Source organism: Herbiconiux oxytropis (genome assembly GCF_024979315.1).
Classification (GTDB): Bacteria; Actinomycetota; Actinomycetes; order Actinomycetales; family Microbacteriaceae; genus Herbiconiux; species Herbiconiux oxytropis.
The window spans coordinates 1-22,912 of record NZ_JANLCK010000017.1 but is presented as its reverse complement, the minus strand read 5'-3'; the positions used below and the strand labels follow the sequence as shown (position 1 = coordinate 22,912).

The following is a 22,912-nucleotide window of genomic DNA, read 5'->3' as shown; positions in this document are numbered from 1 at the left end:
ATCTCTGGATGTACATAAAAGGGAGCTCGACGACGAGGACACCGCGCGCGAGGGGTCAGGGCTGGGCCTCGGACCAGGCCAGTGAATGGTTCGCCTGCTCGCGAGTGAGAGGAGTCTGCCCTCCACAATGGGTGCACTCGTTCAGGTACTTCGTGGAGAACGAGAACATTCGCTGACGCGATTGCCGAAGAGCAGGAGCACGGTCTACTCCGTGCCGCTTCCGAGAGTGTGGGCGTGGTCGGGGACGTACTGGTGCCGCTCGCGTGCGGGGCGTTCGTAGGAGTCCGACACCGGGCGGCCCGGGATCTCGATCGGCTCCGGATCGCGGTGCTCGTAGGGGATCTGCGAGAGCAGATGATTGATGGTATTCAGACGGGACGCGCGCTTGTCGTCACTCTCGATCGTCCACCAGGGCGCATCCGCGTGATTGGTGGCCTCGAACATCTCGTCCTTCGCGCGGGAGTAGTCCTCCCACCGCGTGATCGACTGCAGATCGGTGTCGGAGAGCTTCCACCGCCGCATCGGATCGTCCAGACGCGATCGGAACCGCTCCTCCTGCACGTCATCGGAGACGGAGAACCAGTACTTGATGAGGATGATGCCGTCTTCGACGAGCATGCGCTCGAAGACCGGCGTCTGCCGCAGGAACTGGCGGTACTGTTCAGGGGTGCAGTAGCCCATGACGCGTTCGACCCCGGCCCGGTTGTACCACGAGCGATCCATCAGCACGATCTCCCCCGTGGTCGGGAGGTGCTTGATGTAGCGCTGGAAGTACCACTGCCCCTTCTCCTGCTCGCTCGGAGTCGGCAGAGCGACCACCCGGGCGGAGCGGGGGTTGAGGTACTGCACGATCCGTTTGATCGCACCGCCCTTGCCGGCGGCGTCCCGGCCCTCGAAGATCACGACGACCCGGGCGCCGGTCTCGATCACCCACCGCTGCATGGTGACGAGCTCGACCTGCAGCCGTTCGAGCTCCGCCTCGTAGAGATCCTTCCGGATCCGCTTGCCCGATGTGGTGCTCTGCGATGACTTCGACATGGCCCGATCCCAGCTGTCCCCGAAAGAACCTCGACGGCCGGCGGATGCGGCGCATCTCGGAACGCTACGCCTGACCGGCCGATCCCGCGAGGGGTACCGACGGAATGCGCCCGAAACCGCTTCGTGCCGCAGAATAGGAGGCCCACGGGATCCGTCCGCCCGGCCACCGCAGCCTCACCGGCATCACACATTCACCGTCACTGGAGGTTCCATGACCGACGCCCGCCCGAAGATCGCCGCCGTGATCTACAACCCCATCAAGGTCGACCTCGACGCCCTCCGCGACGCCGTCACCGCAGAGGCGGCGGCCGCAGGCTGGGGCGAGACGCTCTGGCTCGAGACGTCCGTCGACGACGTCGGGCAGGGGGTGACGAAGCAGGCGCTCGATCAGGACGTCGACCTCATCATCGCCGCCGGCGGTGACGGCACCGTCCGTGCCGTCGCCGAGGCCGTCCGGGGCCACGCGACCCCCGTCGCGCTCCTGCCCTCCGGCACGGGCAATCTGCTCGCCCGCAATCTCAAGCTCACCCTCGACGACATGCCGAACTCGGTCGCATCCGCGTTCACCGGCACGGATCGCCGCATCGACCTCGGTGTCATCGACATCGAACGCGACGACCGCTCCCGCGACCGGCACGTGTTCGTCGTGATGGCCGGCATGGGCATCGACGCGAAGATGATCAAGAACACCGACGACGACCTCAAGGCCAAGGCCGGCTGGGCTGCCTACGTCGACGCGATCGTGAAGTCGCTCCGCGACCCCGACGAGCTGCACCTGCGATTCCAGCTCGACGGCGGCAAGCCCAAACGCGCCACCGTGCACACCGTCATCCTCGGCAACTGCGGCTCCCTGCCGGCGAACATCCTCCTCATGCCCGACGCCGTCGTCGACGACGGCCTGTTCGACCTGATGCTGATGCGGCCGGGGAGCGCGCTCGGCTGGGTCCGTCTCTGGGTGAAGGTCGCCTGGACCAACGGTGTCGTCCGCCGCACCAAGGCCGGCAAAGCCCTCGCGGGCGAACGCCGCAACGACGGCGACCTGCACTACGAGACCGGCACGCGATTCGTGGCCCGGCTCTCCCGCCCGGAGGAGATCGAACTCGACGGCGACGGTTTCGGCAAAGCCGCGGCCTTCAACGCCTGGATCGAGCCCGGGGCACTCACCGTGCGGGTGCCCGCCTGACGGAGTCGACGTCGCAACAGGTGGATGCCACCGGCCTCATCGCTCTGGAGCAGCACCGCCACTCCGCTGATCGCCAGGAGGGCACGACTTACGATCGAAGCATGCCGGCACATGTGAGTTCCCGAGTGGTCGTGCTGAACGGCGGGTCGAGCTCGGGCACGTCCACGCTCGCGCGCGCCCTGCAGGAGCTCCTTCCCGGGATCTGGCTCACCTTCGGCGTGGACACCTTCATCGACGCGCTCCCGGGGCGGGGCGACAGTCCGCGATCAGGCATCGGCTACGACGCGGGCGGAGCCGTCCTCCTCAGCGATGGTTTCACCCGGCTCGAAGACGCCTGGTACTCGGGACTGAGCGCGATGGCCCGGTCAGGGGCCGATCTCATCCTCGACGAGGCGCTGCTCTCCGGTGCCACCGGCCAGCAGCGGCTGCGGTCGGCTTTCGGTGCGAAGGCGCTGACCTGGGTCGGGGTGCACTGCGATCCGGAGGTGGCCGCCGCCCGCGAGGCCGCACGCGGCGACCGGATCCCGGGCATGGCCCGGCAGCAGGCCTCCCGCGTTCATCTCGGGGTCGCGTACGACCTCGAGGTCGACACCACCTCCCGCTCCCCCCAGAACGTCGCGCGATCCGTCGCCGATTTCCTCGAGGAGCAGCGGGCCGGGGTGTACGGCCGCGGCCCCTCTCACTAGCATGCGAACCATGCCCATCAAGCTCGAGAACGTCGGGATCGCCGTGCGTGACATCGATGCCGCGATCGCCTTCTTCACGGATCTGGGTCTGGAGATGGTGGGCCGTGACACGATCAGCGGCGACTGGGCCGACACGGCAGTCGGCCTCGACGGCAATCACGCCAAGATCGCCGTGCTCAGGACTCCAGACGGTCACGGGCAGCTGGAACTCTTCGAGTACATCCACCCTGACGCCATCGAGACCGAACCGACCCTTCCCCACGAGATCGGCATGCACCGCGTCGCGTTCTCGGTCGACGACATCGACGTGGCACTCGCCGTGGCCGCGCGCCATGGCTGCCATCCTCTGCGCGGTGTGGCCACGTACGGGGACGTCTACAAGCTCACCTACCTCCGCGGCCCGAGCAGGATCCTCGTGATGCTGGCCGAGAGTCTCAAGGATTGAGCGACCGGCACTTCTCCTCGAGCGCCGACGACGTCATCGGCAGCGTCTCGGATCAGGCGGCGCCGGTCAGCGACGCGCGAGGCGGAGGTCCTGCAGGCCGAAGCGCCCGGCGGGGAGCGCGGCCCGGATGAGGTCTTCGGTGAAGAGTGATGACGGGCGGATGCCGGCCGGCGGCTCCGGCGCGAAGGGGGCCGACTCGTTCACGCCCTCGGCGAGCATGCGCGCCTGCGCTTTGGCTACGAGAGGCGTGACCATCACCCACTCCGTCAGCTGAGCGAGCGCCTTGATCGCCCACACCGGGAGAGGCACATACAGCGGACGACGACCCGCCACGCCGGCGATGCGCCTGACCGCGGCGCCGAGCTCGAGCTCCTCCGCGCCCATCACCGCGACCGTCGGATCGGGGATCCGGCCGTCGAGGGCCGCGAGCAGCACCCCCACCGCGTCGTGCACGGGGATCGGGCGGACCTTCTTCTCGGTGTAGCCGACGGTGCCGAACACCGGCCAGGTGCGCACCGCCTTCGTCACGTGGTCGATCATGTGGTCGCCCGGGCCGTAGATCATCCCCGACTTCAGGATCGTGTGGTCGAGGCCCGAGCTCCGGATGAGCTCCTCCGCGGCCCATTTCGTCTCGTGGTAGGCGGAGCCGGTGCCCGGCCGAGCACGCAGGAAGCTCAGCATCACGATCCGCTTCACGCCGGCCCGTTGCGCGGCCTCCACGACGGCGCGCGTTCCCTCCACGTGCACCCGCTGGAAGGTCTGCTCGCCGATCTCGCGGTTGATGCCGGCGCAGTGGGCCACGGCGTCGCAGCCCTCGAACGCGGCGGCGAGAGCATCGACGTCGTCGATCTCGACACCCGTGCGGCGCGAGACGATGACGGTCTCGGCCGGGTCGAGGCGCTCGGCGAGGTGACGACCCACGAATCCGGATCCTCCGGTGATGGCTACCCGCATGGCAACACTCCTTTGCTCATTAGCTATGTGGCTACACTGTATATAGCTCATGTGCTAGATTGCAACCATGACAGATTCGGCGTCCGACATCTTCGCCGCACTCGCCCACCCGACGAGGCGGCAGATCCTTCAGGACCTCAAGGACGGCGAGCTGGCGGCCGGCGAGATCGCGTCGCGCTTCAACGCGACGGGCCCCACCATCTCCCGCCACCTCGGCGTGCTCCGGCAGGCCGGCCTCGTGAGCGAACGCCGCGACGCGAACCGCATCCTCTACTCACTCGTCGGCGAGCGCCTGGCCCTCTCCGTCGGCGACTTCCTCTCGACGGTCTGCCCCGAACAGATCGTCCTCCGCGAGGTCCGCAAGCGCTCGACCGGCCCCGCCGCGGAGGCCCGCGCCTAGCCACCCCGCAGCAGTCTCCTACGTCGCGTCTCTGAGGGTCGCAGGCAGGTAAGCGGCCGGAATCGTGGACATCAGAGCCCACCGCCCCGGCTCGGGCGGGACGGCCAGGTACTCGGGCGGAAGCCACGCCGGATCAAGGGCGTCGCGATCCTTCGGAGTCTCCGACCGCTTGTGCAGCAGTCCTCCGTCGCATTCCACTGTCGTGTCCGCCGGGAGATGATCACGAACCAGCGGGGCGTACTCCCGCCCGAACCAGCTCAGCCACACGGGGTGGGGAGTAAGTCCATGCCAGCGCCCCTTGTATGCCAGATACACGGAGTGTTCCGCTTCAGCCCCGAACCACAAAGCGCGACCGGACCACTCGACTCCGCGCTCCACTTCGGCGGTGGCGTAGATCGCCTCGACGGCCTGCGCGAAGTCGAGGAACATCGCTTCGAGTGCGCGACTCCATCGCTCGTCTCCGAGCGGTTCGGCCAGGACCGTCAGCCCGTGCGAGTGAACGTGCGGGTCGCGGCTCCTCGCGCGCCCGATGGTCCCCGATTGAACGAGGCCTGTGCCGCCCGTTGAGACGGCTGTGGTCTCCGCCCCGACGAAAGACACGAAGGCATCCTTTCCCCCGTCGGCCCACCGCTGCTGCAACGGCTCGTACGACCCGTACCGCCGCGGTAGCGCCTCCGGCAAGTGGCGTTCTGCGGCGTCGACGAAGGCGGCCGCTGCTCGGGACGGGTCGTCATCCTGAGAACGCACGTACCACGTGACGTCGACGATCGACACGAGCCCGCGCTCGACTCGTTCGCTCGAGCGCGTCCGACCGCGTCGGAACACCTCATCGGTCTGCGGGTCGAGGACGGCGCCACCCATGGCTGCCGCCACGCGACGGGCTGCACGGACCGCATGCGGGATCTCGGACTCCTCAGACCCCTCCACGCCGATCTCGACGAGATGCGTCGGTCCGAGCACGGCGGCGACGACCTCCGCGGGCACGTCCTCGGGCTCGACGAGTACCGGAGCTCCCACGCTGAACGAATACCGGCGACGTGCGCCTCGGACAACGATCAGCACCTCACTGCCGTCGCTTTCGACTTCGAGACCCGACACCGCGATCGCAGCGCGTAGGGTCGCAACGTCTATTGCGCTTCCGAAAACGCGCAGATCGTACGACATCCCTTGTACCCCCTCAGCCCCGCCCACCGCGACTCTAGCCGCAGGTCGCGAGTCCGTGGATTCACCTGCCCCGCTCAGCATCCGCCGACCGTCAGCGGCAGGGTGCCGACCGGGGACTCCTCGGTGGGGGTCTGCCGGTAGCTCGCCGACCATTCGAGACGCCAGGCATCCGGCGCGATGTCGGCAGAGGATGCCACCGGGTACATCGCGGAGTTGCCGTTGACGGCAACTGTCGCAGTCCCCTCGCCATCCGCCCTGCCGAAGCCACCGAAGGTGAAGCCGGGTGACCCCGGGGACTGGATGCCCCTCACGAAAACGAGCTCGCCGGGCTGGAGTCCCGAGAAGGTGACCGGAAGACCTGGCTGACCGCTGACGAGCTGCTCCGGGTCGACGCAGGCGGGAGCCGTCACGGTCACGGATGCGATGAAAAGGAACTCGATCGGCAGCGGCTCGCTGAGGACGAGCGGATCTGCGAAGCCCGCAATCGAGTCATCGAAGAGCGGGCCGTCTCCGGCATCCACCCGCACGTAGCTCCCCAGGAGGTAGCCGCTCTCGCCGCTCTCGGTGAAGTTCTGCGGGAAGACGTCCGGCGTCCAGGTGAGGGAAGCTGCGCCGTTCTGGTCGGTCGTCACGAAGGCAGGGCTGCTGAAAACGGAGAAGTAGGCGTCCGGGGCATCTGCGCCCGCTTCGCCCCGGTAGCGGGAGTCGATCGAGAGCGCATACTGCGTGTGCGGCGTGAGCCCCGAGAGGTCGGCCGTGACTCCCGCACCCCAGTCACCCGGGCTGAAGACAGCGTCGCCGACGGACACTGTCGGTGTCTCGGGGGTCGGTGGCGCGGTCGTGGCAGGGGCGGTCGGTTCCGGAGTCGGCGACGAGGTCGGGGGCGCCGACACCATCGGTGCCCTCTCGCCGCTCCCGGCGCCGAGGAACCCGAGGCTCAGGGCCACGGCGCCGCCCGCAGTTCCCAAGCCGAGCACGATGAGCACCGCCACCACGACCGCACCCCATCGGAACCGGCGCTTCGGCACCGACACCGCCTGAGGTAAGACCACGGGGTCCTCGGCGTTCTGAAGGACGTTCTGGCTGATCCGGCCGAGAAGACGCGCGAATTCGTCGCCGGTGGGTGGCTCAGTTCTCATTGTCGATCCCCGCCTTTCGGAGCTTGTCGCGGCTGCGGGAGACCCGTTGCCGCACGGCGCCCACGCTGATGCCGGTTGCTTCTGCCGCCTCGGCATAGCTGCGTCCCTCGATGAGGCAGAGTTCGCACACACGTCGGTCGAGCGGAGAGAGCCGCTCGATCTCGCCGGTGACCCAGCGCAGACGATCGCGGGCCTCGTGGTCGTCGTCGAGCATGAGCACATCGGCCGGAAGCTCGTCGGCGGCATGCTTCGCGCGGGCCCGGTTGAGGTTGAGGGCCTTGTTGCGGCAGGTCACCAGCAGCCACGGGAGCAGGGAGCGGTCGAGCAGTTCGATGCTGACCGACTTCCGCCAGCAGGTGAGGAAGGTGTCCTGCACCACCTCCTCGACGTTCTGCTGATTCGCCACCAGCGCCCACGCGTACCGGGTCACGGCGGGTGAATGCCGCCGCAGCAGGCCGGCCAGCGCCCCTCTGTCCCCCGTCGCCGCGCCTCTCAGCAGCTCGACGTCCGAACCATCATCGATGTCCTCGTGCACCCCCTCACTATAGGAATGTCGCTCCTGGGCGAATGATCACGAACATTCTTGGAACCCGTCGCCCCATGCCGGACATCATTCAGTGTGACCAACGAGACATCAGACGAGCACTCCATCTGGGAGCGGGTGAGAAGGGGCGACGCCGACGCCTTCGGAGCCATCTTCGACCTCCACCACGCCCGCGTCTTCCGCCAGGCCCGCCGCCTGACGGAGACGACCGAGGATGCGGAGGACGTCACGGCGCTGGTCTTCCTCGAAGCCTGGCGACGGCGGGATGCGGTGAGGGTGGTGGACGGCTCGGTCATCGCGTGGCTGTCGGTCACCGCCAACAACCTCGCCCGCAATGCACGGCGGTCGCGAAACCGGAGTCGCGCGCTCCTCGCCAAGCTCAACGGGACGCGGGGAGAGGGTTTGCACTCACCGGACCATTCGGACCGGATCGGAGCGCGGCTCGACCGCGAAGCCGCACTCGGCACCACCCATCGCGCTCTGGCCCGGATGCCCAGCCGCGACCGCGACGTCATCGCCCTCTGCCTCATCCAGGGGCTCAGCACCGCCGAGGCGGCGGCCGCGCTCGGCGTTGCACCGGGCACGGTCAAGTCACGGCTCTCGCGAGCCCGCCACCGCTTGTCGGCCGAGGTCGTGGCCGCACTCGAGACCTCCCCCACGACCACGAAGGGAACTGCACGATGAACCCTCAGCCCGACGAACTGGAACCCGCACGGAGGGTCGCGATGCGCTCGCTCCTCGTCGACCACGCGCGTCTCGACGCGCAACGAGCTCCGGCCCGCGCTACGCGGAACCGGGTGATCGGCGTCGCTGCGGGGATCGGCGCCCTCACTGCCGTCTCAGTCGGCGCCCTCACCATCGCCTTCGCGAGCGTCGCCCCAGATCCTTCGCCGGCCCTACCGGTGCCCGTGACCTCGACCGCTTCGCCCGTGCCGAGCCCTGCCCCGACACCGACCGCGCCGCCGACCGCGAGTCCGAGTCCGAGCATCCCGGTCGGTCCGATGGGCGGCACGGCGCTGACCGCTCAGGCCGCCTACGACATCTGTGTCGCCGCGCCGGATGTCTGGGACTCCGAGGTCATCACGACCCAGGGTGATCGACTTCCTCCCGCACCCACGCTCAGCATGGCCGCGTTCCACGAGAGCGACGTCGAGGAGTACATCGAGGGGGTCTGGACGGTCCTCATCCCCGTCGTCCGCGACTACGCCGACGGCCCCCAGGACGGACTCAAGGTCTGTTCAATCAGTGGCACTGTCGAGAACCCGGAGGTCACCGCCACTGACGCCATCGAGTGACCCCGTCACGCATGAGGTCAGCTGTGGTCGGTCTCCACCGCCACCACTGTTTCGTCGGTCAGCCACCGGGGAAGCAGCTCCGAGAGGAAGTCGATCATCTGCGCCTCGGTCCGGCCCGCGGGGTCGGCGACCCAGTCCAGGAGCGCTCCGACCGCGCCATGGGCGGTGAAGTCGGCTGCCGTGCGGTAGAAGGCTTCGGAGGCGCTCGGGCGTTCCGCGCGGATCGTGTGCTGCAGGCTCGAGGCGAGATCGCTCGCGAAGCGCTCGCGCACGCGCTCCGCCGCCGGAGCAGCGAGAGCGTAGAGGAAGAACGGCCGCTCTTCGACGGCGCCCCGGAGCAGGTCGGCGAGGCCGATCCGCACGATCTCGGAGCGGCTGAGCGAGGATTCCTCCCGCCTCTCGATGTCCTTCGCCGTCAGCGAATCGAAGAGCTGATCCACAGCGGCCACGGCGACATCACCCACGGTGGCGAAGTGCGTGTAGAACGTGCTCCTCCCCACGTTGGCGCGGGTGCAGATCGCGGCGACCGAGACCGGTCGATCCGATCGGAGCAGATCGCGACAGGCGGCCACGATGTCCCGGCGGGTGCGCGCCACCCGCGGGTCGGAGGCCATGGCGAGCTGTCGCCGGCGCCCCTCCTGCCCCGAAGTCGTCATCCGTCCATCTTCGCGTATGCGCCACTTTATAGACGAGTGTCTAGCAAATGGGAGTAACGTGAGGGAGTCCCGCGGCCCGACACCGATGTCCGCCGTGTCTCGTTCACAGAAAGGCCGGTCAGCCATGAAAGCATCAGTCGTCCGCGAATTCGGCGGAGGGTTCCACACCGAAGACGTCACCCTGTCCGATCCGATCGGTCGGGAGGTCCTCGTCGAGGTGAAGGCTTCGGGGCTCTGCCACAGCGACGAGCTCGCCCAGTCGACCAATCTCGGCTTCGACGTGCCGGTGGTGTTCGGTCACGAGGTCGCCGGCATCGTGACGGCCATCGGCGATCAGGTGCGCGACGTCGCTGTCGGTGACCATGTCGTCGGTTGTCTCGTCCAGTACTGCGGCGCCTGCATCCAGTGCCTCACCGGGAACGTCAATCTCTGCCTCCACCCCGAGGCCACGGTCCGCGACAACCGGATCACCGACGCCGAAGGCCGTGAGCTCAGCCAGGGCATGGGCCTCGGCGGTTTCGCGGAGTACGCGCTGATCCACGAGAACCAGCTCGCCAAGGTCCCGGATGCCATGCCGTTCCCGCAGGCCGCCCTGCTCGGTTGCGGTGTCGTCACCGGCGCCGGCGCCGTCATGAACACCGCCAAGGTGCAGCCCGGCCAGACCGTGGCCATCATCGGCACCGGCGGCGTGGGAACGAACGCCATCAGCGGCGCCGTCATCGCCGGGGCGAGCAGGATCATCGCGATCGACGTCGCCGACGACAAGCTCACGAACGCGCGCCACTTCGGAGCGACCGACACGGTCAATTCGCGCGAGGTCGACGCCGTCCAAGCCGTCAAAGAACTCACCGGCGGTCTCGGCGCCGACTTCGTCTTCGATTTCGTGGGAGCGCCGGGCGTCACGCGCTCCGGATTCGACATGCTCGCCCAGGGCGGCGGCCTCTACCTGATCGGAGTGCTCGATCCCGCCAACAGCATCGAGGTCTCCTCGTTCGAGCTCCTCGGCGGTCGCAAGCGCATCGAGGGGGTCTACATGGGCTCGACCAACCCGAAGCGCGACATCCCGATGATCGCGGAACTCTACCTGCAGGGCCGCTACAAGCTCGACGAGCTGGTCTCCAAGGAGATCTCGATCGACGAGGTCCAGGAGGGCTACGCGTCTCTCCACGACCCGAAGATCAACCGCGTGGTGATCACGAGCTTCTGACGACGCCGCGGCCCTGCTCCACGCAGGGCCGCGGACGCTGGACCGTCTCAGCTGCCCCCACCGGTGGAGTTCATGCGTTCTCCACAACCTCGAGATGCAGGGCCACCATGATGACCGCTGCACCCTAGGGTGCCGGGATGACTGGTTCGACGAAGCTCGGGGCGCGGTCGAGGCCAGGGTGGCGGTACACAGCGATCAGCGTCCTGAGCATCTCCCTGGGCTTCGGCGTGCGCAGCCTCCTTCCCCCGTTCGTCATCGACGACGTGTTGTGGCGGGAGATGCTGGTTGGCCCTCCGCTCGCCGGGGTGTTCGCGGTGGTGGCCGCAACCATCGCCTTCTTCCCTGCGTTCCGTTCGACTCGCATCACGCGCGAGAACGCGGCTCGTGAACAGTGGTGGAAGCGGGCGGAATGGGCACTCGGTCAGGCGGGTTCTGACAGTCGCACCGGGCGGGAGGTCGCCAACGATGCCCTTGTCGCCCTGTCTGAAGAAGCGACTCGCATGGAGTTCAGGATGATCTTCCGCACCATCGAGAACCTGCAGAGCAGTGCCGGTCTGGACGCCGTCGCCGGGCCCAGGGACAATGGATGGTGGAGGAGGTATGTGCCATGGGTGAAGTCAGCGAAGGGTGGAGCAAGGTGAGCAGCCTGCAACGCCGCATCGCCGCAGGCCAGGCCGAACCGATCAGTGATCGAGAACGAGCTCAGCTCCAAGAGCTGCGCGACGTCTACATCCGCCGCTTCGGCACGGAGCCGGACTCCTCGCAGCCCCCCAAACCCGCCTGACCTGACGCTCAGTGGGCGTCGTGGTGAGCCTCGTCGCACACCATCCGCCGCTGAGCTCAGCCGAAGGGCAACTGCCTGCTCCCGGCATCGGCTACTGATCTGCAGACGGGAGAATGTCCGTATGAGAACCCGTCGACTCGCCCCGCTCCTCGTCGCAACCGCCGCCCTCGCGCTTCTTGCCGGATGCTCGCCGACGGCCTACGTCGAGCCCGAACCACCGAAGTTCACTCAATCGCTCAACGAGGTGCTGGACGCCTCAGAGGCTGCCGTGGAGACGATCGTGGGGGAGTTCCCGGGAGCCTCGCTCGTCACCGGCGACAACGCGAACGTGTACGACTGCGCGGGGGAGGACGCCGACATCGGTCGGTGGCTGTGGGCCGGCTACCTCACCAGCGACGACATCGCCGGCGCCATCTCGCGGTTGCAGGATGAGTACGGTGACGCGGTGACCTCCACCGGCACGGCCGCCCAGGACGTCGAATACACGGACGGCACGATCTGGCCGGTCGTCGGTCCGCACACCCTGATCGAAGACGAGGCGGGATCGTACCTGCTGACCTACCCCTCCGGCGCGGAGGGCACGGTCATGATCCGGGTGACCACGCCCTGCGGCGTGCTGCGGTGAGTTCGCCGACCTCGCATCCGCTGATCGTTCGGCCACGTCGGCGGAGGTCGGACCTCCAGAGGTCGGATCTCCCGGAGGTCAGTGCCGGAGCCAGATCCCCCGGAAGGCCGGCAGGAAGGTCACGAGCGCGGCGAGGACGGCGCCGGCCACCACCGTGAGGGATCCCGCCTCGGGCAGCCACGGCGACTCGGAGGTGGACCCGAGGCCGATGACGAGCCACGCGCCGGCCGCGCCGACCACGAGCAGGACACCGATCGCGGTGAGCACGCGGGCAGCCCGGGCGGAGACGTGGCCTCGGGCCACGACGACGAGCCCCGCGATGGAGCACAGCAGAACCACGAGGAGCCCGAGGAAGGCGACTCCGAAGAGCACTCCGACCGCGTCGACGTCTCCGCTGCTGAGCCCCGCGGAGGATGCGGGGAGCACTCCGAAGAAGGCCAGACCGAGCTGCCACAGGTTCACGACCTCGTCGTCGCGCGAGTACGAGGTCACGGTGACGAAGGGCAGGAACAGCGACAGCATCAGCAGCGCTTCCGCCGCGACCACCGGCAGGCTCACGGCGATCTTCTCGAGGTTCGCCACCCGTTGCTCGAGGCGCGCCCCCAGAGCGTCATCGTGGCTGCTGGGCGTCACGTCGTTCACGATGTCTCCCCCGTCGGTTCTCGTTCCCGTGCCCTCGCAGCATAGAACGAGCTCGGGGCATCCTGGGTAGCATGTGCCGATGATCCCGTTCCTGATCGTCCTCATCGTGGCCGGCGCGATCCTCGTGCTCGGCGGGCTGGCGCTCAAGCCGATCTGGCGCGTCGCGGTGCGCCCCCTCTACCGGCATCCGGATGCGCAGGAACCGTCTCGGCTCGGGTGGGCGGTGCGGTCCGGTGCGATGATCCTCGCCGGTGCCGCGGTGATCGTCGGCAGCGCGAGCCTCCTCGGCCAGGCGCAGCCGAAGCAGCCGACCCCGTCGGCGGAGGCCCGCGAGAACTGCGCCGCCTTGCTCGACGAGGTCGGATCGCCGTCGACGACGGACACCGCGGATAAGGCGGTGACCGAGGCCGCAGGGGCCGCCGGATACACCGTCGAACGCGAGGACACGAGTTCCGACAGCGTCGTCGACCTCCCGAACGAAGACACCACGGTCACCGTGGACGTCGTGACCTGGACGGTGACGGAGGGCCCCGACCCCCTGGCCACCTTCACCTGGACGACCAGCGGCTCGGTCCCCGGCCGCTTCACCGGCACCTGCGCCGAGTCGCGGTGATCGAGGGGCCTGTCGCGCCCGAGCCGCATGGGGAGGCCTCCCCATCGACCCGCGCACCGAGCACTCCTAGTCTCGAGGCAGCGCACGAGCATCGACCGCCCGGGCCGACCGAGGTCGCGAGAGGGGGGTGAGCGGATGCGAGACCGCAGGTACGCGACGTCGGCCGGCGTGGTCGCCCTCGTCTGGCTGCTCGGCATCCTTCCCTCGGTGGTGGGCCTGTGGGTGCTCGGCATCGCGAAGAGCATCGCCCGGAGCGGGTTCGAGCACGAGGTCGCCTGGAACATCCCGCAGGGCCTGCAGCCGGACGTGCTCCCCGGCACCCGCTTCAACCTCTTCGCGTCGTCGATCGCGTGGTGGGTGGGCATCGAGTCGTTCTGGGCCTGCCTCATCGGCCTCCCCCTGGCCGCCCTGCTGCTCTGGCTCCGGTCGTCTCGTCACCACGCGCCACTAGGCTCGACCCGTCAACCACGACCGGGGGAATCAGCCACATGACCATCAATCCGTACACGCCCGCCACGCCGCCGCCGAGCGGGCAGCCTCTCGTGCGCTTCGGCGACATCTCGATCACGGATCAGTGGGTCATCACCCCGCAGGGCACGGTCCCCCTCGCGAACACCCAGATCTCCATCACGGATCAGACCCGCACCGAGCGCTTCATACCGACCTGGGCCATCGTGCTCGCCGTCATCGGCTTCTTCTTCTTCCTCCTCGGGCTCCTCTTCCTCCTGGTCAAGGAGACTCGCGTCACCGGCTTCATGCAGATCACCGTCACGAACGGCAGCTTCACCTACCAGACGGGCGAACCCGCCGGCTACAACCCCGCGGCCCAGCTCTACGAGCTCCAGACCCGCGCCAATTACGCCCGGGGCCTCATAGCCCGAGCCGTCAACCAGTAGAAGCCCGCGAGCGCCCCGCGTCCGAGCGGTTCTTCACGAGGAAGACGGCCAGCACGGCGAGCACGACGTAGGCGATGCCGAAGAGGCCCGCGATGCTGAGCAGGCCCGAGGCGCCGCCGGCAGCCGTGTGGGTGTCGATGCCGCCGGTGGCGAGGATTGTCGTCGGGTCGGTCGCGGCGTGCAGCAGGATCACCCAGATCAGGCGGCCCGTGACGCGCAGCGAGAGATACATCATCGCGCCGAAGCCGAAGGCGTACACGACGGTGATCGCGACGGTCGCGACATCCTGCCCGCTCACGAAGTTGCCGGCGTGCAGCAGCGCGAAGTAGAGCGACGAGAGCACGAAGACGAGCCGCTCGTGGTAGCCGCCGCTGCGGAGCATCCGGACGATGATCCCACGGGTGGCGAGTTCCTCGGTGAGTCCGATGCAGAGGCCGAGAAAGAGGATGGCCAGCACCTGGGCGACCGACCACGCCGACCATTGGGTGGCCACGAGTCGTACGACGATGGGGATGAGCACCAGCACGACGGCCACCCACATCCACGCCCGCCCCTCGACCGGCTGCCGGGCGAAGAGCGGGCGGATCCAGCCGAGCGACCGGGCGAACAGCAGCAGGAGGAGCCCTGCGAGCAGTATCGGCACCGCCACCCCGAACAGCACGCTGAGCGGCGTGGAGAGGATGTCGTCGCGGACGACCAGGCCGGCGGCGAGGGTGGTGACGCCGAGGCCGATGAGCTGGTAGACGCCCCAGTAGACGGCAATGAAGAGCAGCGCCTTCCACCAGGAGCCCGCGTTCCAGAACCGCGCCCAGGCGGATCGGTGCTCGCGCCCCTGATCGACAGAGAGCTCGCGTTCCGCCATGACGTCCCCTTTCGCCGTCCCTCCTCGTAGGAAGGCAGCACCAGCCTAAAGGGGCGCGCCGCTTGCGTTGCGCTCGAAGAAGTCGTAATGTCCTCGTTAGTAGACGTACTAGTTCGTCTACTGATCTCGAAGAGAAAGATGCCATGACCGATCTCACCGCGGCTCCCCCCGCCCAGGGCTACGTGCTCCGCCGCCTCTACTTCATCCGCTTCGCGTTCGCCCTCGTCTGGGCGGGCGTGCTCATCGCGACCGCCGCCGCCCAGGGCCCGCTGCTCACCGTGCTCGTCGTGATCTATCCCCTCGTCGATGCGGCGGCCGTCGCCTGGCAGCTCCGCTCCGAAGGCAAGGGGGCCTCGCCCCGGATCGCCGAGATGCTCAACATCGTGCTGAGCCTCGCCGCGGCCATCGGGCTCGGCATCCTCTCGACCATCTCCGTCGGAGCGATCCTCGCCGGCTGGGGTGTCTGGGCGATCCTGTCCGGCATCACCCAGCTCGTCACGGCGCTCCTTCGCCGCAGCGCCGGTGGGCAGATCCCGCTCGTCATCAGCGGAGCCATCTCCGTGCTCGCCGGAGGCGGCTTCCTGGCCTCGGGACTGCAGGGCGGGTCGGGCGCCATCGGGATCGGCGGCTACGCCGTGCTCGGTGGCATCTTCTTCCTCATCGCCGCCATCCGGCTCAGCGTGGTCGTGCGGAGGAACGCGTGAACGCCGCGCCGGAGCCCGACTACGACCTGATCGTGATCGGTGCGGGCCCGGTGGGCGAGAACGTCGCCGACTACGCCGCCCGCAAGGGAGTCAGGGTCGCGATCGTGGAAGCGGAACTGGTGGGCGGTGAATGCTCCTACTGGGCGTGCATGCCGTCGAAGGCGCTGCTGCGGAGCGCACACGCCCTCCGCGCCGCCCAGCGTCTCGCCGGCTCCCGCGAAGCCGTCACGGGCGCCCTCGACCCGGCCGCCGTCCTTGCCCGCCGCACGGAGTTCACGAGCAACTGGAACGACGACGGCCAGGTCGGGTGGCTCGACTCCGTCGGCGTCGCACTGATCCGCGGCCGAGGCCGGCTGGTCGGCCCTCGCCAGGTGGCCGTGGGCGACCGCATCCACACCGCGAAGGCCGTCGCCATCGCCACCGGCTCCGTGCCCGTCCTCCCCCCGATCCCCGGGCTCGCCGAGGCTCGCGCGTGGGGAACCCGGGAGGCGACCTCGGCCGATCACGTCCCGACGAGCCTCGCCGTCATCGGCGGCGGCGTCGCCGGCACCGAGCTGGCGTTCGCATTCGCGTCGCTCGGCTCGCGGGTCACCCTGCTGTCGAGAGATACGCTGCTCGCCCGCGAAGAGCCGTTCGTCGGCGAACTGATCGCCGCGGCCGCCACGGCGGAGGGCATCGACGTGCGCACCGGAGTGGGTTTCGAGCGGATCGACCGCGACGCCGACGGCACTGTTCGCATCCTGCTCGCAGACGGCACCGCCGTGACCGCCGCCGAGGTGCTCGTCTCCACCGGCCGCCGGCCGAGCACCGACGATCTGGGGTTGGAGGCTGTGGGCATCCCTGCCGGCCGCGCCCTCGAGGTCGACGAGACCATGCTCGTCCGCGGCACCGACTGGCTCTACGGCGTCGGCGACGTGAACGGCCGGGCGCTGCTCACCCACCAGGGCAAATACCAGGCACGCGCCGCCGGCGAGGCCATCGCCGCCCGGCTCGCGGGCACCCCCGTCGACGGTGGAGCATGGGGTCTGCACGCGGCGACCGCCGATCATGTCGCGGTCCCCCGCGTCGTGTTCACCGACCCCGAGGTCGCCGCCGTCGGGCTCACCGAGGCCCAGGCCCGCGAGCGCGGCCACGACATCCGCACGGTCGAATACGACATCGGCTGGGTCGCCGGCGCCAAGCTCCACGCCGATGGCTACAGCGGCCGGGCCAAGCTCGTCGTCGACGAGGAGCGCAAGGTCATCGTCGGCGCCACCTTCGTGGGCCAGGACGTCGCCGAACTGCTCCACTCGGCCACGATCGCCATCGTCGGCGAGGTGCCCCTCGAGCGCCTCTGGCACGCCGTGCCCTCCTACCCCACCATCAGTGAGATCTGGCTGCGACTGCTCGAGACATACGGCAGGCCCTGACCGCGGCACCACGCCCCCATCCCCACCCGCAGAACACGAACAAGGAGACACCATGACCACCAAGATCGAGATCATCATCGACAACCTCGACGACACCCAGGCGTTCGAGCGCGCTCTGCCCGACCTGCTCGAGAAGGCGCGCGCCCTGCCCGGGCTCCGCAGCCTCGAGTCCAGCCGCGTCTGGCCCAAGGACGACGGCACCCCCACACCCGCCTTCCGCACCCTCTCGCTGGCCTTCGACGGCTACGACGAAGCATCCGGCGCCACCTCGTCGCCCGAGGGACAGGCCTTCTTCGGCGCGGTCGTCGGCGCCACCGGCGGCAAGATCACCGGGCTCTTCCTCGACGTCGAGCCTGCGTGAGCGACTGACGGAGCCCGACAGCGCCGTGCCCGGGATCCTCGATTTCGGGCACGGCGTTCCCGTGGGCATAGCCTTGATGCTGAGCACGCCGTCACCCGAACGGCGAGAGAGGCCGGACGTGACTGAGACCGCCAGCGCCGCACCCGCCGGCGCCGCACCCGTGGGCCGGGGCCACGAGGGCGCCGCCCGAAAGCGCATCCTCGATGCCGCCGCCGACCTGTTCTACTCCCACGGCATCCGCGGCACCAGCGCCGACCGGATCATCGAGGCGGCCGGCATCACGAAGGTCACCTTCTACCGCCACTTCCGCACCAAGACCGACCTCGCGGTGGCCTACCTCGAGCAGCAGGCCGCGCGCGAGCGCGGCGCCTTCGAGGCCGCCCGCGCCGACGTCGACCCCGCGGGCGCGCTGCAGAACATCGCCCGCCTGATCGGCACCATGAGCTGCATGCCCGGCTTCCGTGGCTGCGCCTTCATCAACGCCGCGGCCGAGACACCCGACGCCGACGACCCCGTGCGAGTGGTGGTCGATTCGCACCGGACGTGGACGCGCGACATGTTCGCCGGCATCGCCGCCGAAGCGCACGTGCCCGATCCCGACAAGACCGCCCGCCAGCTGCTCATGCTGCGCGACGGCGCCATGGTGGGCGGCTACCTCGGCGAACCCGACGAGATCAGCGACACCCTCCAGGCGGCCTACCTCGACGCCCTCTCCGCCGCACGGGCCTGAGACTCAGACACGAGGAGCTGGAAGGAGACGGCCACGGCTCTCGCGGCGGGACTCGTGGCTCGACGACGCTGAGCGAGACGAGCGGGTGGATGCTTGTCTCGACCGCAGGAGGATTATTATTTTATGCGAAAGAGCGTAATTTAGAAGCTGAGGCTAGGAGCAGTATGGCGAATCCGTTCACACCGGGATTCGGGACCCCGCCGACAGTGCTCTACGGGCGCGAGACCGAGATGGGTCTCATCGATCGCACGTCCTTCACGCTCGGCGCCAAGCACCCCGCGCACAGTCGCGCCACAATCATCACCGGAAACCGAGGCATCGGCAAGACGACCCTTCTCACTGCAACGGTGCGCCGCGCCCAGGGAATGGGCATCCCGGTACTGCGCGTGGGCGCCAAGCGCGGGTTCCTGGATGACGTTCACTACGCTGTGGACTGGCTCGTCGACGAGCTCGGTCGCAAGCCCAATCTCTCCCTAGCGGAGATAAACATCGGCCTCACCGCGTTCGGTGTAGGTATCCCGGGTGCGAAGCTCACGCGGAAGAAGCGGGCCGCCGATGCTCACAAGCGCCCGTTCGGCGCCTCGATGAGAGTGCTCATCGATCTCCTGGTGAGGCGCAAGATGTCCGGTCTCCTCATTGTCATCGACGAGATGAACTTCAAGCATGCCCGAGACACCACGCTCGAACACATCGTCTCGTTCTCCAGCGCCTACCAGTCGCTGATCGAGGATGATCTGCCTGTCGCCGTGGTCATCTCCGGGTTACCCATCCCCATCGAGCGCGCCCGTCGGAATCAGCACATTTCGTTCCTGACCCGGGCCGAGGAGATCAGACTCGATGAGTTCACCTACCAAGAGAGCCAGGCAGTCATCCGCACCATCGCCCAGGCGTCCGATCTGCTGATCACCGACAGCGCAGTCGAGGCGATGGCAGCACTCAGCCGAGGCAACACCTACATGATCCAGGAGATCGGATACCTGGCCTATGAACGGTCGGGCGGTGAGCTGATCGACGTCGAGCACGTCTCAGCTGTCCGCACCGCCTTCCTGGAGAAGGTCATCGGATCTGTCGCCGGGGTCGCCTACGAAGAACTCTCGACAAAACAGAAGCTGATCATTCGGACCATCGCGGAGCAGCCCGAGATCACCCCGAAGGAGATGGCCCGCGTGCTCGGTGCCGCCGAGACGAGCCTTCCCGGCTACCGAAAGGATCTCGTGGATGCCGGCATCCTGGTGGCCGACCCCGAGGTGCGCGGTCGCTTCATCATCGCCTTCCCGTACATGAAGGAGTATGCACTCCGGCTGAAGAACGAGGGTGCGGAGAACAGTGCGGCGTACGACCGGGTCACCGGATTCCCGGACGTGTGAGGATGTCGGCGCGCTGGCAAGGCTAGGCCGCCTCCACGTTCCACTGCTCGATCGAGAACTCCCAGGATGACGTGCGCTCGATCGCGCGGATGGCCGCGTCGCGAGTGGCGAACACGCCGATGACGTCTCTCGTCCACTCGGTCAGGTCGAGCACCACCCACACTTTCACGCACTCCTCCTCGCTCCGCCGACGAAATCGGCCAGGTTGCGTATGAACCTACGCCCGGATGTCTCGACGATCACCGGGCGCTGTCGTCCTCCTCCTTCATCCGTGCACGGATACCGCCGTCCACGGTGGTCCCCGCCGCGACGGGCTCGAAGATGGAGCCGGCGGTGGGAGGGAGCTCATCACCCTTCTTCGATTCGGCGTCGGCGGTCTTGGCCGAGAGCCGCTCGGTGAGGCCCGGGAAGAGGTGGTGCGACAGGTTCGCCGTTCGGGCCTTGGGGCCGACGGGCTGCTCCTCCTTCGGGTCGGTGCAGGCGGCGACGATCGCGTCGACGACGATCTGGGGGTCGTCCATGACAGCCATCCGGGCCGTGTGCCCGCTGTAGTTGGCAGCATGGGTCCACCACGGCGTGTCGACGGCCCACGGCATGATCGTCCCGACCTTGATGCGGTCATGGTCGCCGACGAGACGAAGCTCCTCGTTCAAGGTGCGACTGAGACTGAGCACAGCGGCTTTCGTGGCCGCGTACGAGGCCTGATAGGCCAGCGGCACTTCGCTGTCGATCGAGCCCACATTCACGAGCACCCCGGCGCCCTGTGAGCGGAAGTGCCTGACGGCGACATGGGCTCCATAGATCAGGCCCTTGAGGTTGACGTCCACGACGCGGGCATGCGCCTCGATCGGGATGTCCCAGAACATACCGATCGCGCCGATCCCGACGTTGTTGACCCACACGTCGATCCGCCCGAAGCGCTGGAGCGCGCTCTCGGCGAGCGCGGAGACCGCATCCGGATCGCTGACGTCGGTCGGCACGGCAAGCACCGTCCCGCCGGCTGCAGCGATCTCGGCGACCAGCTCATCGAGGACCAGCCCGCGGCGGGCCGCGACGACCACCTGAGCGCCTCGACGCGCGAGCTCGATCGCAGCACCGCGCCCGAAGCCACTCGAGGCGCCCGCGATCACGATCGTCTTGTCGGCCACATCCTCTGTTCTGCTCATCACTCGCCCTCTCCTCATTCGCCTCACCGTACGACCGATGCGCGCAACCGGCCATCACCCCCAGGGCGAGCGGCGGCGCTCAGGACCAGCCCGTCAACCCTGCCGCCTCCGCGCCGGCGCGCTCAGCTGCTCCACGAGCGGCATCCGCGCAGCCGAGAACCCCGCCGCCCGGTGGAGCCAGACGAAGATCATGAGGGCGACGAAACCGGTGAGCAGCTTGTCGATCACCGAGGTGAGGATGTTCGACGAGAACGCAGCGGCGACGACAGGCAGCCCCATCGTCTCGATCGAGGCGGTCACCGTGTCCGACCCGTGCCCCGAGTACCCGCCGAACAGGATGACGCCGAGAGGCGCACCCACGAGCGAGCACGCGGTCGCCACGAGCAGGTTCAGATTGAAGAACCGCACGATGTCGTCGCCCATCCTGAAGCGCCGGATGCCATAGCCCCACACGAGCGCCCCCGCCACGTTCACAAGCGCGAACGGCGCTGCACCCGGAGCCCCGACCACGAACCCGAACAGGTTGCTGGCGAGGCCGACCGCTGCACCGTGCCACGGGCCGAGCATGATCGCGGCCGCAGCCGTGCCTGCCATGTCGAGGTAGATCGGCAGATGGAGCTGCTGCACGACGACGATCCCCACCAGATTGAGCAGCACGCACCCCACGAGCAACGCCGGCGTGCTCCACCACGGCCGAGCCACGGATGCGTCGAGCGAACCGGCCCGCAGATCCGCCGGCCGAGTCACGGACAGAGGCCGGGCGACGGGTCTGGTCCGCTGAACCCGGAGACAGCGCTCCACCCACCCATCCGCCTCACCAGCGCTCACCCCGAGAGCACTCACGATGTCCCGCAGCAGAACAGGATCCATCCGGGCTCGCCCTGAGCGGAACGCGTCATAGATGGTGCTTCGAGGAGGGAACGCTGCGCTCGGCGACACCCCACGGTCGATCCGATTCTGCCCGACGCGCCGCACGATCTCGGCGTAGGAGATCGGCAGACCTTCCTTGAGCACGAGCAGTTCCGCGGCGATCCGGTCGAGCGAGTCCGGCTCGTTGTCGGCTGTGGCGGCCTCGGTCACCGCTCTCCCCCTCGCGAACCGCTCGGCAGGTGCGGCCCCCGCCAGACTATCGTCGCGGTTTCGCCGTGCGCGAGCTCACTGCCGGTAGAACGTCGGAGAGCCGAGGCCCTGGAAGAACCACATGCGGTCACGGGTGTAGTCATCGCCGGTCACCGCTTCGGAGCTCGTCGTGACGCCGAAGACCGCGGCGGGCGTGGGAGTGAAGGCCGGGCAGATCATCACACTGGCACCCGGGTAGCTGTGGTTCTCCGCCGCACCGAGCAGGCACCCGTCCGGCGCCTCGGTCATCTGCATCACGAAGCGGTTGTTCCCCGTTCCCGTGCCGTAGTCGAAGATCGTGATGCACTCCCCCTCAGGCGGACACCACGTGCCGTTGATCGACTTCCAGGAGAACACGTCGGGCACGACGGCCTCGGTCGTGGTCTCGGGTATCGCCTCTGCCGCCGCAGCGATCTCCTCCGGCGTCGGCGCGGCCGCAGCCGAGGGCGAGGATGTGGCCGACGGCGAAGGCGTCTGGTCCGCCTCCGCGGCCACGCTCGACCGAGCCGAAGCCGACGGACCTGGCTGACTCGACGCCGGATCCGCATCCGACGTCGCGCATCCAGCCAGAACGGCCACCGCAACGACTGCGATCGAAAGTGCCGCTGACAAACGAACTGTGCGCAAAGGTCTCCCCCATCGAGTGAACGCGAGCATCCGGCATCCTTCTGATACCCCCGCGTGTTCCCCCGACGCTCTCACCCTCGCGCCCCTCGCCCGCCCCGTTCCGGCGCCGGCCCCCGATTCCCGAACAACTCCGAACACCCCGCCGCAGCCGCCACCGCGGTGATGTTGCCCGTGTGGCCGTGGGGTGTGCATGATCCGTTCGAGTCATAGTCCCCTCGCCCGCTTCGCGGTCTCCCGCCAGACAGTGATGATGGTGGGAGGCACCCCCGCAGCGGTCGTCCTGACTCGCCGCCAGA

General features: G+C 68.4%; 30 protein-coding genes. 18 read left to right on the top strand and 12 right to left on the bottom strand.

The window, feature by feature from the left end:
* Positions 1 to 204: 204 nt before the first annotated feature.
* Positions 205 to 1,038: a polyphosphate kinase 2 gene (gene ppk2 / locus N1028_RS18765; RefSeq protein WP_259531047.1), complete on the bottom strand. Its 834-nt coding sequence runs from the start codon at positions 1,036 to 1,038 to the stop codon at positions 205 to 207.
* Positions 1,039 to 1,249: 211 nt separating this feature from the next.
* On the opposite strand from ppk2, the gene N1028_RS18760 reads away from it, so the two are divergent.
* The 3 genes from N1028_RS18760 (at position 1,250) to N1028_RS18750 (ending at position 3,352) form a co-directional block, all read left to right on the top strand.
* Complete coding sequence (locus N1028_RS18760) at positions 1,250 to 2,221, top strand: diacylglycerol/lipid kinase family protein (RefSeq protein WP_259531046.1); 972 nt, start codon at positions 1,250 to 1,252, stop codon at positions 2,219 to 2,221.
* A gap of 101 nt (positions 2,222 to 2,322) precedes the next feature.
* Positions 2,323 to 2,907: a chloramphenicol phosphotransferase CPT family protein gene (locus N1028_RS18755; protein ID WP_259531045.1), complete on the top strand. Its 585-nt coding sequence runs from the start codon at positions 2,323 to 2,325 to the stop codon at positions 2,905 to 2,907.
* A 10-nt stretch (positions 2,908 to 2,917) separates the two neighbouring features.
* A complete protein-coding gene (locus N1028_RS18750) occupies positions 2,918 to 3,352 on the top strand; it encodes a VOC family protein (RefSeq protein ID WP_259531044.1) in 435 nt (144 codons plus the stop codon).
* A 66-nt stretch (positions 3,353 to 3,418) separates the two neighbouring features.
* Here N1028_RS18750 and N1028_RS18745 read toward each other — a convergent pair whose 3' ends face one another.
* Entirely contained in the window at positions 3,419 to 4,306 is an 888-nt protein-coding gene (locus N1028_RS18745) for an NAD(P)H-binding protein (protein WP_259531043.1), read from the bottom strand.
* 67 nt (positions 4,307 to 4,373) lie between these two features.
* On the opposite strand from N1028_RS18745, the gene N1028_RS18740 reads away from it, so the two are divergent.
* Positions 4,374 to 4,706 carry a metalloregulator ArsR/SmtB family transcription factor gene (locus N1028_RS18740; protein ID WP_259531042.1) on the top strand — a complete coding sequence of 111 codons (333 nt, stop codon included), beginning with the start codon at positions 4,374 to 4,376 and terminating at the stop codon, positions 4,704 to 4,706.
* 18 nt (positions 4,707 to 4,724) lie between these two features.
* Here the strand turns inward: N1028_RS18740 and N1028_RS18735 are convergent, their stop codons facing one another.
* The 3 genes from N1028_RS18735 to N1028_RS18725 all read right to left on the bottom strand — a co-directional run bounded on the left by N1028_RS18735 (position 4,725) and on the right by N1028_RS18725 (position 7,544).
* The gene (locus N1028_RS18735) at positions 4,725 to 5,870 is read right to left on the bottom strand and encodes a hypothetical protein (RefSeq protein WP_259531041.1); all 1,146 of its coding nucleotides are present in this window, start codon (positions 5,868 to 5,870) and stop codon (positions 4,725 to 4,727) included.
* A gap of 74 nt (positions 5,871 to 5,944) precedes the next feature.
* Positions 5,945 to 7,009 (bottom strand): hypothetical protein, encoded by a 1,065-nt coding sequence (locus tag N1028_RS18730; RefSeq protein WP_259531040.1) that lies wholly within the window; start codon positions 7,007 to 7,009, stop codon positions 5,945 to 5,947.
* Positions 6,999 to 7,544: an RNA polymerase sigma factor gene (locus N1028_RS18725; protein WP_259531039.1), complete on the bottom strand. Its 546-nt coding sequence runs from the start codon at positions 7,542 to 7,544 to the stop codon at positions 6,999 to 7,001. Before N1028_RS18725 ends, N1028_RS18730 begins: the two co-directional genes overlap by 11 nt.
* A gap of 84 nt (positions 7,545 to 7,628) precedes the next feature.
* Here N1028_RS18725 and N1028_RS18720 point away from each other — a divergent pair, with 84 nt between their 5' ends.
* Positions 7,629 to 8,237, top strand: coding sequence for an RNA polymerase sigma factor (locus N1028_RS18720; protein ID WP_259531038.1), 609 nt, complete (start codon positions 7,629 to 7,631; stop codon positions 8,235 to 8,237).
* A complete protein-coding gene (locus N1028_RS18715; RefSeq protein WP_259531037.1) occupies positions 8,234 to 8,848 on the top strand; it encodes a hypothetical protein in 615 nt (204 codons plus the stop codon). The genes N1028_RS18720 and N1028_RS18715 overlap by 4 nt, the downstream gene beginning before the upstream one ends.
* A 17-nt stretch (positions 8,849 to 8,865) precedes the next feature.
* Here N1028_RS18715 and N1028_RS18710 read toward each other — a convergent pair whose 3' ends face one another.
* Positions 8,866 to 9,504, bottom strand: a complete 639-nt coding sequence (locus tag N1028_RS18710) for a TetR/AcrR family transcriptional regulator (RefSeq protein ID WP_259531036.1) — start codon at positions 9,502 to 9,504, stop codon at positions 8,866 to 8,868.
* A 124-nt stretch (positions 9,505 to 9,628) separates the two neighbouring features.
* Here N1028_RS18710 and N1028_RS18705 point away from each other — a divergent pair, with 124 nt between their 5' ends.
* The 4 genes from N1028_RS18705 to N1028_RS18690 all read left to right on the top strand — a co-directional run bounded on the left by N1028_RS18705 (position 9,629) and on the right by N1028_RS18690 (position 12,120).
* Complete coding sequence (locus N1028_RS18705; RefSeq protein ID WP_259531035.1) at positions 9,629 to 10,711, top strand: zinc-binding dehydrogenase; 1,083 nt, start codon at positions 9,629 to 9,631, stop codon at positions 10,709 to 10,711.
* Positions 10,712 to 10,848: 137 nt separating this feature from the next.
* Positions 10,849 to 11,352, top strand: a complete 504-nt coding sequence (locus N1028_RS18700; RefSeq protein ID WP_259531034.1) for a hypothetical protein — start codon at positions 10,849 to 10,851, stop codon at positions 11,350 to 11,352.
* Positions 11,349 to 11,495, top strand: coding sequence for a hypothetical protein (locus N1028_RS18695; protein WP_259531033.1), 147 nt, complete (start codon positions 11,349 to 11,351; stop codon positions 11,493 to 11,495). The genes N1028_RS18700 and N1028_RS18695 overlap by 4 nt, the downstream gene beginning before the upstream one ends.
* Positions 11,496 to 11,616: 121 nt before the next feature.
* On the top strand, positions 11,617 to 12,120 hold the full coding sequence (locus tag N1028_RS18690) for a hypothetical protein (protein ID WP_259531032.1): 504 nt from the start codon (positions 11,617 to 11,619) through the stop codon (positions 12,118 to 12,120).
* A 78-nt stretch (positions 12,121 to 12,198) separates the two neighbouring features.
* Here N1028_RS18690 and N1028_RS18685 read toward each other — a convergent pair whose 3' ends face one another.
* A complete protein-coding gene (locus N1028_RS18685; RefSeq protein WP_259531031.1) occupies positions 12,199 to 12,762 on the bottom strand; it encodes a hypothetical protein in 564 nt (187 codons plus the stop codon).
* Positions 12,763 to 12,841: 79 nt separating this feature from the next.
* On the opposite strand from N1028_RS18685, the gene N1028_RS18680 reads away from it, so the two are divergent.
* The 3 genes from N1028_RS18680 to N1028_RS18670 all read left to right on the top strand — a co-directional run bounded on the left by N1028_RS18680 (position 12,842) and on the right by N1028_RS18670 (position 14,271).
* The gene (locus N1028_RS18680; RefSeq protein ID WP_259531030.1) at positions 12,842 to 13,375 is read left to right on the top strand and encodes a hypothetical protein; all 534 of its coding nucleotides are present in this window, start codon (positions 12,842 to 12,844) and stop codon (positions 13,373 to 13,375) included.
* A gap of 135 nt (positions 13,376 to 13,510) precedes the next feature.
* Positions 13,511 to 13,867: a hypothetical protein gene (locus N1028_RS18675; RefSeq protein ID WP_259531029.1), complete on the top strand. Its 357-nt coding sequence runs from the start codon at positions 13,511 to 13,513 to the stop codon at positions 13,865 to 13,867.
* A complete protein-coding gene (locus N1028_RS18670) occupies positions 13,864 to 14,271 on the top strand; it encodes a hypothetical protein (protein WP_259531028.1) in 408 nt (135 codons plus the stop codon). The genes N1028_RS18675 and N1028_RS18670 overlap by 4 nt, the downstream gene beginning before the upstream one ends.
* Here N1028_RS18670 and N1028_RS18665 read toward each other — a convergent pair.
* Positions 14,261 to 15,133, bottom strand: a complete 873-nt coding sequence (locus N1028_RS18665) for a CPBP family intramembrane glutamic endopeptidase (protein WP_259531027.1) — start codon at positions 15,131 to 15,133, stop codon at positions 14,261 to 14,263. The two genes, N1028_RS18670 and N1028_RS18665, sit on opposite strands and share 11 nt — an antisense overlap.
* A 143-nt stretch (positions 15,134 to 15,276) precedes the next feature.
* Here N1028_RS18665 and N1028_RS18660 point away from each other — a divergent pair, with 143 nt between their 5' ends.
* The 5 genes from N1028_RS18660 (at position 15,277) to N1028_RS18640 (ending at position 19,704) form a co-directional block, all read left to right on the top strand.
* Positions 15,277 to 15,837, top strand: coding sequence for a hypothetical protein (locus N1028_RS18660; RefSeq protein WP_259531026.1), 561 nt, complete (start codon positions 15,277 to 15,279; stop codon positions 15,835 to 15,837).
* The gene (locus tag N1028_RS18655; protein WP_259531025.1) at positions 15,834 to 17,246 is read left to right on the top strand and encodes a dihydrolipoyl dehydrogenase family protein; all 1,413 of its coding nucleotides are present in this window, start codon (positions 15,834 to 15,836) and stop codon (positions 17,244 to 17,246) included. Before N1028_RS18660 ends, N1028_RS18655 begins: the two co-directional genes overlap by 4 nt.
* Before the next feature lie 52 nt (positions 17,247 to 17,298).
* Positions 17,299 to 17,607 carry an EthD domain-containing protein gene (locus tag N1028_RS18650; protein ID WP_259531024.1) on the top strand — a complete coding sequence of 103 codons (309 nt, stop codon included), beginning with the start codon at positions 17,299 to 17,301 and terminating at the stop codon, positions 17,605 to 17,607.
* Between the two features lie 118 nt (positions 17,608 to 17,725).
* Positions 17,726 to 18,337 carry a TetR/AcrR family transcriptional regulator gene (locus tag N1028_RS18645; RefSeq protein WP_259531023.1) on the top strand — a complete coding sequence of 204 codons (612 nt, stop codon included), beginning with the start codon at positions 17,726 to 17,728 and terminating at the stop codon, positions 18,335 to 18,337.
* A gap of 164 nt (positions 18,338 to 18,501) precedes the next feature.
* Positions 18,502 to 19,704 carry an ATP-binding protein gene (locus N1028_RS18640; protein ID WP_259531022.1) on the top strand — a complete coding sequence of 401 codons (1,203 nt, stop codon included), beginning with the start codon at positions 18,502 to 18,504 and terminating at the stop codon, positions 19,702 to 19,704.
* Between the two features lie 22 nt (positions 19,705 to 19,726).
* On the opposite strand, the gene N1028_RS18635 is transcribed toward N1028_RS18640, so the two are convergent.
* From N1028_RS18635 to N1028_RS18620, 4 genes are all read right to left on the bottom strand, one after another.
* Positions 19,727 to 19,873, bottom strand: coding sequence for a hypothetical protein (locus N1028_RS18635; protein WP_259531021.1), 147 nt, complete (start codon positions 19,871 to 19,873; stop codon positions 19,727 to 19,729).
* A gap of 70 nt (positions 19,874 to 19,943) precedes the next feature.
* Positions 19,944 to 20,870: an SDR family NAD(P)-dependent oxidoreductase gene (locus N1028_RS18630; RefSeq protein ID WP_259531020.1), complete on the bottom strand. Its 927-nt coding sequence runs from the start codon at positions 20,868 to 20,870 to the stop codon at positions 19,944 to 19,946.
* Positions 20,871 to 20,963: 93 nt separating this feature from the next.
* Complete coding sequence (locus tag N1028_RS18625) at positions 20,964 to 21,950, bottom strand: hypothetical protein (RefSeq protein ID WP_259531019.1); 987 nt, start codon at positions 21,948 to 21,950, stop codon at positions 20,964 to 20,966.
* Positions 21,951 to 22,025: 75 nt separating this feature from the next.
* Complete coding sequence (locus tag N1028_RS18620) at positions 22,026 to 22,484, bottom strand: hypothetical protein (protein ID WP_259531017.1); 459 nt, start codon at positions 22,482 to 22,484, stop codon at positions 22,026 to 22,028.
* Positions 22,485 to 22,912 lie beyond the last annotated feature (428 nt).

Bases quoted from the DNA above. Each gene is read 5' to 3' on its own strand.
- N1028_RS18735 (WP_259531041.1), bottom strand. From the start codon at position 5,870: ATGTCGTACGATCTGCGCGTTTTCGGAAGCGCAATAGACGTTGCGACC.
- N1028_RS18710 (WP_259531036.1), bottom strand. From the start codon at position 9,504: ATGACGACTTCGGGGCAGGAGGGGCGCCGGCGACAGCTCGCCATGGCC.
- N1028_RS18665 (WP_259531027.1), bottom strand. From the start codon at position 15,133: ATGGCGGAACGCGAGCTCTCTGTCGATCAGGGGCGCGAGCACCGATCC.
- N1028_RS18700 (WP_259531034.1), top strand. From the start codon at position 10,849: ATGACTGGTTCGACGAAGCTCGGGGCGCGGTCGAGGCCAGGGTGGCGG.
- N1028_RS18680 (WP_259531030.1), top strand. From the start codon at position 12,842: ATGATCCCGTTCCTGATCGTCCTCATCGTGGCCGGCGCGATCCTCGTG.
- N1028_RS18660 (WP_259531026.1), top strand. From the start codon at position 15,277: ATGACCGATCTCACCGCGGCTCCCCCCGCCCAGGGCTACGTGCTCCGC.
- N1028_RS18750 (WP_259531044.1), top strand. From the start codon at position 2,918: ATGCCCATCAAGCTCGAGAACGTCGGGATCGCCGTGCGTGACATCGAT.
- N1028_RS18715 (WP_259531037.1), top strand. From the start codon at position 8,234: ATGAACCCTCAGCCCGACGAACTGGAACCCGCACGGAGGGTCGCGATG.
- N1028_RS18740 (WP_259531042.1), top strand. From the start codon at position 4,374: ATGACAGATTCGGCGTCCGACATCTTCGCCGCACTCGCCCACCCGACG.
- N1028_RS18705 (WP_259531035.1), top strand. From the start codon at position 9,629: ATGAAAGCATCAGTCGTCCGCGAATTCGGCGGAGGGTTCCACACCGAA.
- ppk2 (WP_259531047.1), bottom strand. From the start codon at position 1,038: ATGTCGAAGTCATCGCAGAGCACCACATCGGGCAAGCGGATCCGGAAG.
- N1028_RS18690 (WP_259531032.1), top strand. From the start codon at position 11,617: ATGAGAACCCGTCGACTCGCCCCGCTCCTCGTCGCAACCGCCGCCCTC.
- N1028_RS18730 (WP_259531040.1), bottom strand. From the start codon at position 7,009: ATGAGAACTGAGCCACCCACCGGCGACGAATTCGCGCGTCTTCTCGGC.
- N1028_RS18670 (WP_259531028.1), top strand. From the start codon at position 13,864: ATGACCATCAATCCGTACACGCCCGCCACGCCGCCGCCGAGCGGGCAG.
- N1028_RS18650 (WP_259531024.1), top strand. From the start codon at position 17,299: ATGACCACCAAGATCGAGATCATCATCGACAACCTCGACGACACCCAG.
- N1028_RS18640 (WP_259531022.1), top strand. From the start codon at position 18,502: ATGGCGAATCCGTTCACACCGGGATTCGGGACCCCGCCGACAGTGCTC.
- N1028_RS18760 (WP_259531046.1), top strand. From the start codon at position 1,250: ATGACCGACGCCCGCCCGAAGATCGCCGCCGTGATCTACAACCCCATC.
- N1028_RS18675 (WP_259531029.1), top strand. From the start codon at position 13,511: ATGCGAGACCGCAGGTACGCGACGTCGGCCGGCGTGGTCGCCCTCGTC.
- N1028_RS18745 (WP_259531043.1), bottom strand. From the start codon at position 4,306: ATGCGGGTAGCCATCACCGGAGGATCCGGATTCGTGGGTCGTCACCTC.
- N1028_RS18630 (WP_259531020.1), bottom strand. From the start codon at position 20,870: ATGAGCAGAACAGAGGATGTGGCCGACAAGACGATCGTGATCGCGGGC.
- N1028_RS18755 (WP_259531045.1), top strand. From the start codon at position 2,323: ATGCCGGCACATGTGAGTTCCCGAGTGGTCGTGCTGAACGGCGGGTCG.